Raw genomic sequence first — 16,062 nt, forward strand, 5'->3', positions numbered from 1 at the left:
AGATTTATATCTCGAAGTGAACCGCGGGGACGCCGTTGCAAGGGATGGGTGTTCACTGCAAGGACGAAGGGAATTCGTCAGTAAATGGATGTACATCAGACGAATTATGGACATACTTTCATCCCGTCTTCGACGATAATATAAATCTTAAATAAGGATTAGTGATTTACGACAATGCGCCCTTTTGATTACATGATCTTAGAAACAAAGAGCGGCTGTTGAGAAAAGTAAGAGCGACGCAGTGGAAATATGTGCACCTTTTCTTCCCTCTGATACTTTTTTTAAAAGAAGAAAACAATAAGCCATGTAGAATCATTAATTACTTTTGTAATATGGCTCAATAAAACATCCGGATTAGCAGCAACAAGTCTGAAGGTATGAGAGTTGGCAAAACAATATGAGTAATAACATCAGTGAATATGGCGTAAATGACAACTCTTACAAAAGTGCGGGAGAACTCGCCGGAATTACGCAACTTGTAGACGAGTTTTATCACAATATGGCTAATTTAAAAGAAGCTAAGAAAATTCGTGATATGCACCCAAAAGATTTAACGCTGTCAAAACAAAAGCTAACGTATTTTTTATCCGGTTGGCTTGGTGGCCCCAAATTATACTCCGAACATTTTGGCAGCATTAACATTCCAAACGCACACAAACACTTGCATGTTAGCAAAGCAGAAAGTGAAGCCTGGTTATTGTGTATGGCAAAAGCTGTTGAAAACCAGCCATATCATTCGTCATTTAAGGCCTATCTGATAACTCAACTTAGAATTCCAGCAGAGAGGATCCGAATGGCGTCCGCTCGAAATCAACCGTTGAATAATCAATAACTAAAATAAAAAGCCCAAACCTAAAACCCAAACTTAAAACAGCGCTAAGCTATAGAAAATGAAGCGAGGCATCAAAACTGTATTAACAGTAAGAGTTGCAACGCCTCGTACAACAACTATGGTTACACTAGTTTTTGATTAACACAGTACTATTTACTTTGCCCTAGCATTTATTAAACGCAGACAAACACTGCAAATACGGCAAAAAATAACCTTCAATATGGAAATAATAACGATGCAAAAATACCAATACAAAGTTATCGATACACGCGATGTTGAAACCGGTGGTATCTTCAAAGGACGTAAACGCGAAGACGTTGAAACTTATTTAAATAAACTTGGTGCCGATGGCTGGGAACTGGTAAACGTCGACTTTAGAGAGCTTGAAGGCGGATTGGAATTTGCCGGCATTATGAAAAAATTGCGATAAATAAATGCGATGAAAAAAGGGTTATGAAAATACATAAACTGGCAGTCCCCAATACCTTGTTTAACGCCTTTATTCACAACCTCTAGACTTGAAGGCGTTTTACTAATTGTGTTTTACAAACCCTTTAACAATGTTTAAATAGCGCCTATGACGATAGAATTTAAAAATATAACAAACGACGAGGTTACTTGCGCAAGTTGTGAGGCCTGCTGTTGTAAATTAGAGGTGATTTTAATTACCGATACTGGCGTGCCAAGTCAACATATTGCCCGTGATCAATGGGGGGGTGAAACCATGCGGCAATTATCCGATGGTTGGTGTTCTGCTCTAGACCGAGAAACCTATATGTGTACGATTTATGAAAAACGTCCCTGGGTGTGCCGAGAATTTGAAATGGCGTCTTATGAATGTGAAGTCGAACGACATGAACAGTTAGGTACGCCACTCCCAAAACCTTAGTGAAGCCTTAACCAGAGTGGTTGCAGCAGCTAAACCTTATAATTTACTATTCGTTTCATGTCATTGAGAACAAGCTAAAAGTCAACTAAGTGAGATCAAAAAATGGAACAAATCAGCGTAATTAATACGATTTTGGTGCCTAAGGGAATGGAAGAAACAGCGGAAAAAGTCAGAAATGAATACATCGACTATTTTCGCCAACAAGCTGGCTTTGTAAGCTCAACGTTTTATAAATCTATCAACCGTCAAAATGATGATTCAGTTAATTATGTTAATACCGTTGTATGGTCATCAAAGGCACATTTTGACGCTGTGGTAAACCTTGGTTTTAAAAATGCGGAAGGCAAAAACAAAGATGGCAAACAAGTCTTAGGTAAAGGCTTCCCGGAGCCCATCAAGGTAAACCCCGACCAATATATTGTAATTGACAAAACCGAAATATAATCACTTACTATAGCTACTAACTATAGTAATCCATAGAATCCTAAAGATTAACGTCGCAGTATTAACTGTTGAAAATGATGTTATTTTAAGGCTATCGCATATTAAAGCTAAGCAAAGGCAAACCATGTTAAAACGACTGGCATCAATTTTCTTTTTTGTTTATTCAATTAATATTTTTGCAGTAGAAATCAATACGCTTAATCCCATTGAAAAACTCGTAATTGACGCGCCTATTTTACAACAAACCATGTATTTTAATGTCACCCTGCCCGCCAGTTATTACTCCGCATTAGACAAAAAGTACGTGGTCATATTTGATCTCCATCCACGGAGTCAACCCTATTTAAGCGGGATGCACGACTGGTTAAGTCACAACTCTGAATGGCCATGGTTAGAAAGCATAGTGGTCACACCGGCAACATATCACCCTGGTTACGCCAAGCTATTTGAAGACACTGCCGCTGAACCAACAAATATGGTGCTTTTAGACCTTTATGAACAGCACATATTACCGAAACTCGATGACACCTTTCGGACTAACGGATTTAAGGTTTATAGTGGCTTTATGAGTAATGGCGCTTTTGGTTTGTATACGATGTTAAATAAGCCAAACCTCTTTAATGCCTACTTAATTTCGAGCCCAACATTAAGCAATGATTTTCTAAATATTGTCGCTGATGCAAAATCAAAATTACCTTTATTAAAAAATAAAAATCTATTTTTGTATCTCACAATAGGCAAACACCAATATGAACAGGCACACGTTCAATATGTTGAAGAATTAGCAGAGATCCTAGAGAAATACGCACCGGAGGGTTTAGATTGGGAGGTAAAAAGTGACGACCCCCATTATTATATGTCTCGCCCAGTGCTTACAGTATTAAACGGAATTGAAAAGCTGTTTGACGATTATCACAATGATTTAAGCGCTGATTCAAGCATTTCACAACAAGGCATTGACGCAATCGTTAATTATTATGCCGAGTTGTCTAACAAAAAATATGGCTTTACGGTTTCAGCCGAGGGGTCGTTGAACAAACTTGCCGCTGCGCAATTAACTCGCGACAAATCCAAGGCGGTGCAAACCTATCTGAAGATAATAACACTGTACCCAAACTCGGCCTATGCGTATTCAAATTATGCCGCAGCTCTTGCTCAAACCGGTCAACTAAAGGCAGCGATTGAGCAACAAAAAATTGCAGTTGAAAAATCAAAATCCTTAGGGAAATGGCATCAAAACAAGCACGCCAAATTATTAGATAAATACCAAAAACGCAATCGTGCCGTCGCAGACTAAGTCATCACTTTTATACTTGTTTTGAATTAATTTACTTAACAAGTGTAACGGATTAACTGCAAAAAACTGACGAATGGGGATAATGCTTAATTAGCATAACCCCCACAACATTTATCCAATGGTATCAGTACACGGGTCAATTATTTTTGCCAAACACGCACATATTCGATTTCAAAGTCGACAATGCCGTCGTCCTTTTTACCTTCTGGGCTGTTAAGTTCTAAATCTTCTTTACTGTCTGGTATACCGTGCCAAGGAAAGGTTTCTTGGTCTAGCCATAAACTAATAGGTTTCGTCGCTACCCAGCCATCGTATCCTGGATTGGTATCTCGGTTTTCCAGTGCCCACTTGCGAACGTCATCCGCCGTTACCGTTGAAAGAAGCTTGCCATCGACATAATACTTAATGCCGTTTTCATCCCACTCAAAGCCATAAACGTGGAACTCATCCGCAACTCGAAACCCTAAATCTTTGTGTTCAGTATAAGTTGGCTTCCCTCGCTGCTTTGAATTTTTACTCCAGTCTCTTACCGACCACCACAACTCTTTATCCAACTCTAATTTAGCTTGATCACGATGGTCACCAAACTGCTCAAAAAAGTCGATTTCTAAACCTTCACCCATCGCCCAAAATGCACTAGTGATTTCTGCATCTGCCGCTTTGCTTTTAATTTCGATGTAACCGTATTTAAACTCTTTCCTTGAAATAATGCAGGCCGTTGTTAGATTTTCGTAGGGCAATGCATCGCCAAATACAGGAACGTGAATTTTATCGCTAAATGGAAAGTCCGGCTCCCAACGAGTTTCTAATATTAATTTACCGTCTTCTAGACGATAATTTTTACCAGAAAATTGTGAAGGCGCTCGACCTTTCCATACCTTCTTGTTTGGCTTATCTGGATGTTTGTAAACGGGCACACCGTCTTCAAATTTACCTACAATGTACCAACGGTCTTCATCAAGTTGAGGGGATTCAAATTCGTCGCTGACCTCAGTGTTTAAGACCCATTTACCTGTATTTTCAGGGTCGGAAAAAGGTAATACAGGCTTAGGCGATTTCATCGCACAACCGGCAATACTCAAACTACTTACCAATGCAATTAAGACTACTTTAGATTTTGACAAGACGGTGAACCAACGCATGTTGTTCGTAAACACACCTGCAAAAATGCGCGTTGAGCAAATTAAGATAAATGCTGTGAAGTTATTCATTCTATGTTGACCTATTGACTGAGCATACAAATTATTACGTTGCCACATCATAAGCTGAATTAACTATGCATTGCAATATAGTTAATATGTTATTAAACATATTATGTTTGAAGTTAAAAAATAGCGTAACAAAGTATCATCTAGGTATCTAAGAGTGATCTACAAAAAGGTAAGGATTGAAGGTTTAAGGACTATCTATCTTTAAAATCGACAATATGACCAGGCTTCCATGGATGATAAGACTGGCCATAACAGTGATATATATTATTTTGTTACGGGGCTTTGATAAGTTGAACGTGTGGAGCAAGGTTGATCATGAAGTCTTTTTTACCTATATCGACACCGTTTAAACGTAAAATATTATACGCAGTAGTTAGGTGGAAATATAAATTGGGGACCAAAAAATCATTTACATAGGAAGTACCCACTAACTCCATATCCATATTTTCACCAAGTGCAATGCGCTAACCTGCTCTAAGTGGGCATCATCCACTGTGATATTTTCAACCAACGTTTTTGCTGTTTGAATAACCTCCTTAGCTGTTGCCATTGAAGTCACTTCCGGATTAAAACTGTCTACGTCCTCCCCAGCACACCACATGGAAAACTGGCGTGGTTGATTGCAAACAAACGCTATTTGAGTCCCAAACGGCAACATATCAGGTGTAATTCGAAGTTAAAAAATCGAATCGACATCGCTTTTATAACAGACATATTTTGGATTGACATAGTATTTTCCATCAAGATTAATTTAATAAGGGCCTTTAAGACAGCTTATCGACAGTTACCACAACTTGAGTGATATATAGGGCCAGTTTAAGGTAATTTAAAGAATTTTAGCCAATGTAGATAAAATTAAATAATCGTATGTGAATTACCCTTTTTGTGGTAAAAGTTCGAAATTATATAAGATCACTCAATATTAAACTCTGCAACTAGGTAAATACTAAATTGGAAGCGATAAAATTATCCTCACTATCTTCTGACACGCCGTCGAATACGGATCTGTTTGCACAAATTGCCGAAGATATTTATCAAAAAGGGTTTAGTATTAATCCAAATATTTTGTCGCCTGAGCTATGTGATCTGTTAGTCGCACACGCGCAATCTATTCAAGATGAAAAATTTTCTGCAGCCAGTATCGGCCGTCAGCAAGATACCTTATTAAATAACTTTGTTCGCAAAGATAAAATCTGTTGGATTACCGGAGAAACCCAAGCGGGAAATGCATGGCTTGAATGGTCAAAACAACTTCAATTGTTTCTAAATCGACGCCTTTTTTTGGGATTATTTTCATTTGAAAGCCACTTTGCGCATTATCAAGTTGGGGATTTTTACAAAAAGCATTACGACGCGTTTCGCGGAGAAGCAAATAGAGTATTGTCGATTGTTGTTTATTTGAATTCTCAATGGCAAAGCGAAGATGGCGGCGAACTCGTACTTTATCAATCAGACGATGACATCGAAGGCATTAAGGTTATTCCCGGTTTAGGCACTGTAGTGGTATTTTTAAGTGAAGAGTTTCCACACGAAGTTCTAAAAGCCAAACGTGACCGATTTTCTATCGCCGGTTGGTTTCGTGTTAATACCTCGATTGCTAATAAAGTTGACCCTCCAGTTTAGGCGTTTTCTCTTCCTAAATTGCAGGTTGCTCTATCAATAAGAGCAAGACCTGCATTTTATAAACGTTTATAATGCCTATTACTTTAAGCTTCTCACTATGCCCCTATGCGCCTTGACCGTTTTATATGTAAAAGTACCCAACTTACCCGCGAAGAAGCGCGAACAGCCGTTACAGAAGGACGAGTAGTCGTAAACAACGTCGTTGATATACATGAAGCCTATCAAGTTCATGAAAACAACATGATTACGTTAGACGGTGAGTTATTAACACCACGAGCTTCACGGTATTTGATGTTGCATAAGCCTGCAGGTTTTATCAGTTCAAACGTCGACGCACGTTATCCATCGCTATTTCACCATGTCGATATTAGCGACAAAGACAACTTACACATTGCTGGCCGCTTAGATAGAGATACCACAGGCTTGGTATTAATTACCGATGACGGCCGTTGGTCGTTTAATATTATTTCCCCGGATACACACTGCCCTAAACGATATCGAGTGACGTTGCGCAATCCAATTACGGTAGAGGCAATCGAGCAACTGCAAAATGGCGTTTTGTTGGATGGCTTAGACACGCCAACGCGTCCAGCAATTTTGGAAGTGATCACGGACCAAGAAGTATTACTCACGATTACTGAAGGTAAATACCATCAAGTTAAGCGTATGTTCGCTGCTGTTAGAAATAAAGTGGTGACATTACATAGGGAAAAAGTGGGTAACTTAGAACTCGATATTCCAGAGGGGCAATGGCGATATTTGACGCCAACAGAAGTCAATTATTTTCAGCAAGAAGCGGATACCAGTGAAATTTCAAAACCCTAAATAATTATCACGGTGTAGAACATTTCAAAATTGTTGCATTGGCTTCTTTACCTACTATAACCATTCGCCATAAGGTCAAATTGAACCTTATTTTGGCCCACTGTATTTTTCTGTTCTAATCGGCGTAATCAACACACTCTTAACACTAGGATATTCCTTTGACAATAGAACGCATCGAAACCAAACAACGTATGAGCCGCATCGTTAAACATAACGGGACTATTTATCTATGTGGTCAAGTCTGTGCGGACGCGAGCAAAGACATCACCGAACAAACACAAACAATGTTGGATAAAGTCGATACCTTGTTAGCAGACGCTGGCAGCGATAGAGAGCACATATTATCCGCAACAATCTACATCAAAGACATGGCTGACTTTGCGGCAATGAATGAAGTTTGGGATAACTGGGTGCCAACTGGGTTTGCACCAGCACGTGCTTGTGTAACCGCAAATATGGCTCGCGAAGCACTGTTAGTGGAAATATCAATAATAGCTGCTGAAAAATAATTACAGGTTCAAAACGCGTTAAGTTATGCAGTAACTAAAGTGCCGTATTTATTTAAATACGGCATTTTCTATTGGCTCACTTAATTATCGTTTTGCTAAATCTATTACGATTGTTTAAATTTCTTTAGTAAACTTTTACCGTAATCAATCGCCTTGCGCTCAATTTTAGTTAGTGGGTCAGCTTGTTCTTTTTTCGGCGTTTGAAAAATTGATTTAGCAAACCTAATGGCTTCTTTTTCAAATGTGTTTAGTTTTACCGGCCCCGATGTTTCTGAATTTTTTGTCGTGTCCATCTTTTGCTCCTGAATTAAGCCTGTAATTGACGTTTCAAAAACAGCAGCAAGACACTTTAAAGATTCCGCACCGACACTTTTTCCACTCTCGACTCGTTGAATAGTCCGAGCGCTTAAACCTGAATGAAGGGCTAGTTCTTCTTGAGTCCACCCTTTTCCCAATCGACGCTGTTGAATACTCATCCGTTTCCCTTGTGCTGTTTGATGTCTATTTATGACAGTCTTTGAGGTGATTAAACACGACAAAACGGCGACAAAAGCTGTTTTGTCGACGACAACCGGACATTAAATTCGATAAACGCCGCTAACAATTGCGCTGTTGATTATTCAACCTTAAAACTAACAGATACTTTGGCTTTGTATTTCAGCTCTTCAAATGAGGCTTTAGACATGGGATTTATGTCTGACGAATAATTGCTTTTTTCTTTTGAACGTCGATACGCCATTACTTCGATAACTTCTATATCGTGTTCAGGGTTTGCATTGTTGTCACTAAAGCTAATGGGGACCAACTTAATACCAAGTTGTTCTGAATAAAATTGTTTTTCTTTCAATACATTGTCTAAAGCCTGAGCTTTTACTTTTTCAATGTACTCTGCTTTTTTTGAATGTTCGTATTCTGTTTTTAACAGCGTCACTTCACGATTTTGATCAACCACTTTTGCTATGCTTTCCATAGCGCTTTCTGAGTTGATCCGAATGGCAATAACGTTGCTCACTTTATAACTGTCAGGTTTATCCCCAAACCAGCCATAATCTGGTGACGTTGAAAATTTAGAATTATTAATATTTTTCAATTCAATGCCGGCATTAGTAAGCACCGATGAAATTTTTGCTCTTAATTTAGAATTTTTGTTTAAGGCTACAGATAATTTATCATCTTCCGTTGTCGCCACTAAGCTGATAATTGCAATGTCCTTAAACACAACTTCTTCGGCGGTTCTTGTTATCGTAATGATATTTTCACTAGGATGAAGAAATCGCTTTAATTCATCGGGGCTGCCTTTCAGTTCAGGTGCAGACAATGCATTAAAAGAAAAAATAGCTGCGAGTATTAATATTGATTTGTTCAAATTCAACTCCATTGTTTATGAATAAATTAATGCAATTGCTTATCAAAGCGCATTGCTTAGGTAACCATCTCCATTAAAAAAATAGCCTACAAAACTTGTTGAATTGTTGATTTCAATTTTTCTGTATCTATTGGTTTAGCGATAAAACCGTTCATGCCCGCTGCCAAACATTTCTCTTCATCACCTTTCATTGCATTGGCGGTTAACGCAATAATTGGAATGTTTTTGTTTTCTGGGCAGACTTCACCAATTCTAATAATTTGTGTTGCTTCTAGCCCATCCATTTCAGGCATTTGACAATCCATTAGCACCAAATCAACACGTCGTAAATCTTTTAGGGCGTCTAATGCCTCAAGTCCATTGTTAGCAACGGTTACAATACAACCAAGGTTGGTCAACAGATTTTGCGCAACGAGCTGATTAATCTTGTTATCTTCAACTAAGAGGATGTTTAACCCTGAGAGTTCAATATCCGAACTTTGAACTTTAATCGGTGCAGCTTTGATTTTCTCTTTACCAACTGGGAATACAAAAGAGGCGACAAAGTTGCTGCCCTCTCCAACAGTGCTCGTCACTTTGAGATCACCTCCCATTAGCCCGCACAACTGTTTAGATATGGATAATCCCAATCCAGTTCCACCGTACTTTCGTGTTGTCGATTCATCTGCTTGAGTAAAGGCACTGAATAATGAGGCAATTTTTCTGTCGTCGATACCTATTCCAGTATCTAATACTGATAATTCAACTTTTCGAACTTGGCCTGTCAACTCAGTTTTTAAACTAATTCGGATTTCACCTTGGCTTGTAAATTTAATCGCGTTTGAAAGCAAATTAGTAAGTACCTGCCTAACTCGCATTGGGTCACCTACGCTCCATAACGGATCAGCTTGATCAAAATCAAGAACCAATTCAACACCATTACCTTCCAACAAGTATTTTTGCGTAGAAGCAACTTCTGCAACGAGCGCACTTAGCGCAAAATCCATTTTTTCAAACGAGACTTTCCCAGCATCAAGTTTCGATAAATCTAAAATATCGTTGATTAAACTTAAAAGCGCTTTAGCACTGGTTTGGGCTATATCGACTTTATGTTTTTGCCCTTCATCAAGATCGGTAAACGTCAGCAATTCCAACATCCCCAATACGCCGTTCATTGGCGTTCGGATTTCATGACTCATATTGGCCAAGAACTTTGATTTTGCCTTATTTGCGTGATTCGCCTCATAGAGCGCAATTTCTAATTCATGGGTTTTATCTGCGACTATTTTTGTTAAGTTTTTATTCAAAACAGCCAACTGCTGATTCGCCGACTGAGTTTCGAGTGTCGCCAATCGGACTTTATTTAAGGTGTCCCCTAACGTTTCTGAAAAACGCTGAATAATTGGGATCATCTGATTAAATTCGGTAATAAAAGACGATTTAATATCAAGTTTCATCTGTTCAAAATTTTTGTTTTCTGAGGCACTAGCCACTGTCTTGGTCAATTCCATTATTGGTCTACTGACTTTTCTGGCCACTGTTAACATGATGAAATATAACGCAATGATAAATATTCCTAAGATCGAAAGTGACCCAACAGCCATCTTAGAAATATGTTGTTCGTAGAGGTTTCGAGGTAATAGCACCATAATTTGCCACCCCGTATCTTCAACGGTTGAACTCTCAACTATAAGGTAATCGCCGAGTTCATCTTTGAAGTAATAATTTTTTGGATCGGCAATGTGCTTAAACATTAACGAATTAGACATGTCCTGTAACAACTCAAGTTGCAAAGGACTGGAACTGAAAACCACTTTATTTTTGTCATCTAGTACAATCATTGTTTGGCTTTCGTCGATGCGTCGACGGTCAAAGTCAGCAAAAATTGACAGATCTAACGATGCCTCATAGATCCCAGCAAAGCTGTCGTTTTTGATAATCGGCACCGACAGAGCGACAATCGTATCGTTCCCAAAACCCGTGCCGATAAATACGTCTGAAATAACTGGCCTAGATTGTAATTTTGCATCGATAAAATAATCTCTGTGGCTAACATTTGTATTCTGCCCGACACCATCCATTAAATAGGAGGGATAAGCCGCGATAATGTTGCCTAATTTATCCGTCGCTAACATCGTTAAAAAATCAGGATGTTGCTCTGCGACTATTTGCAGTCGACTGTTTTGTACGTCGGTAGAATTGTCGTCATGGGTTTTTGCTAAAATTTGCAAACTACGCTTGCCGCTGGAAAAGTATCTTCTCACCTGCGCTGCAACATGCTCAGATTCTAACGAGAGTTGTGTTTGCAATTCGCTTAATTTTTCATTTTGAGTTTGATTTAGCCAAAAATAAGCATTTGCAAATACAGCAAAAGTAACCGAATAAATAACGCTTAAAGAAATGAACGAGCTTAAACGTAAAGGTCGTAATACTCGACCTTTTATCCAAATACTTAAACCATGGGCTAACGCAAAACCAATAAGTAAGTTTATGACGCCGTTTACAACGAACTTGATGACAATTGCGACCTTAGTAATGTAAAGATAATCTGTGAAACTAAAAAACAAAAATGCGACGGTCGCTGCCCCAAATGTAACCCAGTAAATCCCGCCCCAAGTGAGTGGAGACTTAGACTTACGAACGCAGTAATAGACAACTAATACTTCAAATAAAAATGGCGGGACAACCAAAAAATGTCCCCAATTGAGGTAAGTCACACAGGAGGCAATTACGGATGTGATAATTCCAATTACGCCGCCAAATACTATAGTCAACGCCACCGCAATGACGTTTCCAAAGATCAGTGACGCACCAGAAAACAATGGTAAAGGGAAGTAATTAGCGAGTGCGGCGAAAATTATTAGGCTCACTATAAGGAGTTTTTTTAACGCCGAGAGATTTCCAAATTTTATAGTTTCTAACACAAATAAAATACAACCTTTGCAAAGTTACTCTACACCATAACCATTATTACTTTACTCGACAAATTTAATTGCCAATTTTTGCCTAATAAATTTCACGACAAAAGGCAAATTAGTTGAATTTATTATGACTACAAGCAACTTAACAAATTGATTTGTGCAGTTGAGAGTAATTGACTCTTTGTGTTTACGTTTAGTTCGATATTGTAGTTAAGTAATATCTAAGAAAAACACGATTTAAGTATTATTAGAGAGTTATTAGAAACGGCTGGTAAACTGTCACAATAATGTAAAAGGCTCTAGGTAAACTCTGTTGTTATGAAAAAAATATTCTTTTACCTAGCCTCTTTTCTAATTTTTATTGCCACTATATATATCACTGAAAAAAATATTGGCTGGCGAACAATTATTGTCAGTTTAGCGGATATCCCGTTACAAACTCTTAGTGGGTTAGTTGCCTTGAGCATTCTCAACTACGTTTTAAGAATGTGGCGAATTCGTTGGAGTTTACAACTGCCTAGCAACGCGTCCGTCACTGTTTTTTACATCACCACTAGCCATAATTTATGGAACATATTGATGCCGATGCGTCTAGGAGAAGCAAGCTTTCCACTGTTAATAAAACAACATTTTGCAATCGATTACGTCACATCAAGCAGTCATTTACTGTTGTTTAGGCTACTCGATCTCGCTGTTTTATTGAGTATATTTGTCCTGACGCTTTGTTTAGTCACAGTGCCTATGATGTTTATTCCTTGCTTAGTGGTCATTACCCTCATGTTCTGGGCAGCACCGTATTTACTCTCTTTAATTTCCATTACATTAAAAAAAACTCGATTTTCAGTTGGCCAAAGAGTTGCTTTAGCCCTAGAACAACTGAGTGATAACCAACATCAGCTCGCCTTAATTTCCATTACAACATGGGGCATTTGGGCACTTAAACTGCTGGCCTTTGTGTTGTTTTGTATATTCGCCAGTGGTTTACCTGCTTTTGATGCACTGATGAGTATCATTATTGCCGACCTATCTTCCATTTTGCCGATACATGGGTTTGCTGGCACCGGCACCTTTGAGGGGGCTTTTGTATTGGGTGGGTTGCAAACTGGAGCGACGACTGACGCATTATTGCAGGCCGCTGTTCAGTTACACCTTTATCTAATCTTTGTGGCAACCTTAGCAACATTCATTGGTTATTGCTTACATCTAATAGTGCCTACGACATTAAAAACGGCCAAATAAAAACCGAAGGTTTAAGATTCCAACGCAGCTCTTAATGTCACCAAATTGTCATTTGAGGTTCAACTGTTGTTAACTTCCCGTTCAACTTAATGTCACGTTAATTTCATAGATTTGTTGCAAATAACAGCAGTCAACGGAATTAACATGACCTCTCATGCCACCAATGCTCAACCAACGACACGCTCGAACTCGAGTTCACATGTGTCTCCAACATCTAAAATAAACCTGTCGCTTGTTGTGCCATTGTATAAAGAGCAGGACAACATCCATCCCCTATTTACTCGGATCCAAAATGCACTGGGCCCAACACAGTTTAACTGGGAAGTTATTTGCGTCGACGATGGCAGCCCAGATGCAACACTCAGTGAATTACACAGCGCAAATAAGCAGTTTGGTGAACATTTTAGAATAGTGGAATTGCAACGAAATTTTGGCCAAACCGCTGCTATGCAAGCGGGTATCGACGTGGCTCGTGGCGACATCATCGTAACCATGGATGGCGACCTTCAAAACGATCCTGCTGATATTCCGCGCATGGTAAGTGAGTTACAAGAACGTAATTTAGATATGTTGCAAGGCTGGCGTAAAGCCAGAAAAGACAATTGGTTACTGCGAAAACTACCTTCAAAAATAGCCAATAAACTTATCGCTAAGATCACCGGCGTTAAACTCAAAGATTATGGCTGTAGCCTTAAAGTCTATCGTGCGGGTGTGATTAAACAGATTAGATTATTTGGCGAAATGCATCGTTTTATTCCGGCCTGGGTTGCGTCGGTGACAAAACCTTCGCGCATTGGGGAAACTCAAGTGACTCATCATAGTCGTCAATTTGGTGAATCAAAATATGGGTTATCTCGAACATTTAGAGTATTACTCGACCTATTATCCGTGTCATTTTTTATTAAATTTGCAGCACGTCCCGGTCACTTTTTTGGCTATGTAGGCCTGACATTGCTTACCATTGGTGGGCTAATCATGAGTTATCTCGCCGGTCTAAAATTTATATTAGGCGAAGACATCGGCGGTCGCCCAATGTTTTTCATCGGGATCCTCTTCTTAATAGCAGCGCTACAGATGTTAACAACAGGCGTATTAGCCGAAATCATGTCTCGCGTTTTATTCCAATCGACCAATACTAAAGGGTACAGCATTAGAAACTCAGTAGTCGTGCCGGCGGATGCATGCTGGTCAGCACCGAGCCACAGCCAACTCGATACATCGACGAACAGCTCAAATGAAGTAAAAACAGGCACATGTTAACTATGTTCAAAGTTAAATGTGACCTCGTTCAAAACCCGATATTTTTGCTACTCGTGGTATTTATTGCGTTTTTTCTCAACCTTGGTGGGGTGCCGTTATTTGACCTTGATGAAGGCGCGTTTGCCGAAGCAACACGGGAAATGCTGGTAACAAGCAATTTTTCTGCGACGTATTTAGACGGACAACCACGGTACGATAAACCAATATTCAGTTACTGGATGCAGGCGATATCAATATCCATCTTTGGCTTAAATGAATGGGCCGTTAGATTGCCTTCAGCTTTGGCAGGTTCTTTATGGCTGCTGGCTGGATATCGCTTTGCAAAAGAGCAATGGGATGAATCGAGTGCACGCTATTTTGTCGCCGCGATGAGTTTAATATTGTGGGTAATGATCATTGCAAGAGCAGGCACAGCTGACGCTTGGCTAAATCTTTTTGTGTCACTTACCCTATTTAATATGTGGCGATTTAGCCAAAACCCTAGTCGTATTTTATTACTTTCTGTTTATTTTTGGATGGCGTTAGGATTATTAACAAAAGGCCCTGTCGCGGTACTCATTCCTTTGTTAACTGGTGTAATAGCTTTTGCCTTACAGGGAAAGTTGACTTTATTTTTTCGTGCTTTGGTTAACCCATTGGGTTGGATCGTATTGCTAGTTGTGGTGAGTCCTTGGTTAATTATGGTTTATCAAGAGCAAGGACTGGGCTTTTTCCATGGTTTTATTTTTGAGCACAACCTCAATCGATTTAGCCAAACCAAAGAACAGCATGGCGGCCAACTATATTACTATCTTATCTTGTTGCCTGTTATTTTATTGCCGTTTTCCAGCGCCCTATTTGCGCTATTTTATCGAATTAAAACGTACTGGAAAAAGCCATTAGAACAATTTTTGCTGATCTGGTTTTTAGTCGTTTTGACCCTTGTTTCGCTGTCAAAAACTCAGCTTCCCCATTATGTGTTGTATGGTTTACCAGGGATTGTTTTAATTATCGCTCACCATCGTACCGAGCTGTTACGTCACATAGCGGGATTGGCGTTCCCTTTAATATTTATTTTTATATGTGCGATATTGCCACTACTGTTTCCGTATTTTGTCACTGACAATTTGTCTTACGACATGGCGCTACTAAAACAGTACGACCAGTTTTTTAATGTTCGATATTTAGTATGCAGCGGTATTTTGCTTGGCCTCGCATTATCTTTAACGTTTTTAATTAAAGATACGATGGCAAATCGAACCATCTATGTTGGTGTTATTCAATCTATTTTTGTTTTCACCCTACTGATCGAAGCCATTGCCGGTTTGCAGCAACTTCCAGTTTATAACGCTGCGTTACATAAAAACCCTCAAAACAAACCCATAATTGCGTATCAAATAAGAATGCCGAGTTTTAGTGTTTATCGAGAGCAAGTCACTCCGACTCGCTCACCACAAATTGGCGATCGGGTGTTTACTAAAATAGACAAAATTGCCGAGCTTAAACTCGCCATAGCCGATTTAACTCCTGTCGCTGAGCTTCAGGTTGTTTTTAAGCAAGGCGGTATTGTTTTAGTTGATATTAACTTTGCTCAGTCAGCTTTTAGGATGTCGACATCAGCCGTACCGACAACTCTGTTTTCCACATTTAAGTCCCGACAACCATTGCCACTCAGCGATAAGAAGTAA

17 protein-coding genes are annotated in these 16,062 nt (G+C 39.2%); 11 read left to right on the forward strand and 6 right to left on the reverse strand.

The window, feature by feature from the left end:
* The first annotated feature begins 397 nt into the window (after nucleotides 1-397).
* The 5 genes from KO525_RS11110 (at nucleotide 398) to KO525_RS11130 (ending at nucleotide 3,462) form a co-directional block, all read left to right on the forward strand.
* On the forward strand, nucleotides 398-832 hold the full coding sequence (locus KO525_RS11110; protein WP_215963890.1) for a group II truncated hemoglobin: 435 nt from the start codon (nucleotides 398-400) through the stop codon (nucleotides 830-832).
* Between the two features lie 235 nt (nucleotides 833-1,067).
* Complete coding sequence (locus KO525_RS11115) at nucleotides 1,068-1,262, forward strand: DUF4177 domain-containing protein (RefSeq protein WP_215963891.1); 195 nt, start codon at nucleotides 1,068-1,070, stop codon at nucleotides 1,260-1,262.
* A 147-nt stretch (nucleotides 1,263-1,409) separates the two neighbouring features.
* A complete protein-coding gene (locus KO525_RS11120) occupies nucleotides 1,410-1,721 on the forward strand; it encodes a YkgJ family cysteine cluster protein (RefSeq protein WP_215963892.1) in 312 nt (103 codons plus the stop codon).
* A 102-nt stretch (nucleotides 1,722-1,823) separates the two neighbouring features.
* Complete coding sequence (locus KO525_RS11125; RefSeq protein ID WP_215963893.1) at nucleotides 1,824-2,165, forward strand: antibiotic biosynthesis monooxygenase; 342 nt, start codon at nucleotides 1,824-1,826, stop codon at nucleotides 2,163-2,165.
* A 124-nt stretch (nucleotides 2,166-2,289) separates the two neighbouring features.
* Complete coding sequence (locus tag KO525_RS11130) at nucleotides 2,290-3,462, forward strand: tetratricopeptide repeat protein (RefSeq protein ID WP_215963894.1); 1,173 nt, start codon at nucleotides 2,290-2,292, stop codon at nucleotides 3,460-3,462.
* Between the two features lie 140 nt (nucleotides 3,463-3,602).
* Here the strand turns inward: KO525_RS11130 and KO525_RS11135 are convergent, their stop codons facing one another.
* The 3 genes from KO525_RS11135 to KO525_RS11145 form a co-directional block, all read right to left on the reverse strand.
* Nucleotides 3,603-4,673, reverse strand: a complete 1,071-nt coding sequence (locus KO525_RS11135; protein ID WP_252736582.1) for a family 16 glycosylhydrolase — start codon at nucleotides 4,671-4,673, stop codon at nucleotides 3,603-3,605.
* Nucleotides 4,674-4,945: 272 nt separating this feature from the next.
* A complete protein-coding gene (locus tag KO525_RS11140; protein WP_215963895.1) occupies nucleotides 4,946-5,116 on the reverse strand; it encodes a DUF1993 family protein in 171 nt (56 codons plus the stop codon).
* Complete coding sequence (locus KO525_RS11145; RefSeq protein ID WP_368668245.1) at nucleotides 5,101-5,343, reverse strand: DUF1993 family protein; 243 nt, start codon at nucleotides 5,341-5,343, stop codon at nucleotides 5,101-5,103. The genes KO525_RS11140 and KO525_RS11145 overlap by 16 nt, the downstream gene beginning before the upstream one ends.
* A 281-nt stretch (nucleotides 5,344-5,624) precedes the next feature.
* On the opposite strand from KO525_RS11145, the gene KO525_RS11150 reads away from it, so the two are divergent.
* The 3 genes from KO525_RS11150 (at nucleotide 5,625) to KO525_RS11160 (ending at nucleotide 7,630) form a co-directional block, all read left to right on the forward strand.
* Nucleotides 5,625-6,296, forward strand: coding sequence for a 2OG-Fe(II) oxygenase (locus KO525_RS11150; RefSeq protein WP_215963897.1), 672 nt, complete (start codon nucleotides 5,625-5,627; stop codon nucleotides 6,294-6,296).
* A 105-nt stretch (nucleotides 6,297-6,401) separates the two neighbouring features.
* Nucleotides 6,402-7,121 carry a pseudouridine synthase gene (locus tag KO525_RS11155; protein ID WP_215963898.1) on the forward strand — a complete coding sequence of 240 codons (720 nt, stop codon included), beginning with the start codon at nucleotides 6,402-6,404 and terminating at the stop codon, nucleotides 7,119-7,121.
* Nucleotides 7,122-7,279: 158 nt separating this feature from the next.
* Nucleotides 7,280-7,630 carry a RidA family protein gene (locus KO525_RS11160; RefSeq protein ID WP_215963899.1) on the forward strand — a complete coding sequence of 117 codons (351 nt, stop codon included), beginning with the start codon at nucleotides 7,280-7,282 and terminating at the stop codon, nucleotides 7,628-7,630.
* 104 nt (nucleotides 7,631-7,734) lie between these two features.
* Here the strand turns inward: KO525_RS11160 and KO525_RS11165 are convergent, their stop codons facing one another.
* From KO525_RS11165 to KO525_RS20005, 3 genes are all read right to left on the reverse strand, one after another.
* A complete protein-coding gene (locus KO525_RS11165) occupies nucleotides 7,735-8,106 on the reverse strand; it encodes a helix-turn-helix domain-containing protein (protein WP_215963900.1) in 372 nt (123 codons plus the stop codon).
* 140 nt (nucleotides 8,107-8,246) lie between these two features.
* Nucleotides 8,247-8,996, reverse strand: coding sequence for an SIMPL domain-containing protein (locus KO525_RS11170; RefSeq protein ID WP_215963901.1), 750 nt, complete (start codon nucleotides 8,994-8,996; stop codon nucleotides 8,247-8,249).
* Nucleotides 8,997-9,082: 86 nt separating this feature from the next.
* Entirely contained in the window at nucleotides 9,083-11,845 is a 2,763-nt protein-coding gene (locus tag KO525_RS20005) for an ATP-binding protein (RefSeq protein WP_215963902.1), read from the reverse strand.
* A 369-nt stretch (nucleotides 11,846-12,214) separates the two neighbouring features.
* On the opposite strand from KO525_RS20005, the gene KO525_RS11180 reads away from it, so the two are divergent.
* The 3 genes from KO525_RS11180 to KO525_RS11190 all read left to right on the forward strand — a co-directional run bounded on the left by KO525_RS11180 (nucleotide 12,215) and on the right by KO525_RS11190 (nucleotide 16,062).
* The gene (locus KO525_RS11180; protein WP_215963903.1) at nucleotides 12,215-13,135 is read left to right on the forward strand and encodes a lysylphosphatidylglycerol synthase domain-containing protein; all 921 of its coding nucleotides are present in this window, start codon (nucleotides 12,215-12,217) and stop codon (nucleotides 13,133-13,135) included.
* A gap of 144 nt (nucleotides 13,136-13,279) precedes the next feature.
* The gene (locus KO525_RS11185) at nucleotides 13,280-14,395 is read left to right on the forward strand and encodes a glycosyltransferase family 2 protein (RefSeq protein ID WP_215963904.1); all 1,116 of its coding nucleotides are present in this window, start codon (nucleotides 13,280-13,282) and stop codon (nucleotides 14,393-14,395) included.
* Between the two features lie 2 nt (nucleotides 14,396-14,397).
* Nucleotides 14,398-16,062 (forward strand): glycosyltransferase family 39 protein, encoded by a 1,665-nt coding sequence (locus tag KO525_RS11190; protein ID WP_215963905.1) that lies wholly within the window; start codon nucleotides 14,398-14,400, stop codon nucleotides 16,060-16,062.

This window comes from Psychrosphaera sp. B3R10 (assembly GCF_018861025.1).
Taxonomy (GTDB): domain Bacteria; phylum Pseudomonadota; class Gammaproteobacteria; order Enterobacterales; family Alteromonadaceae; genus Psychrosphaera; species Psychrosphaera algicola.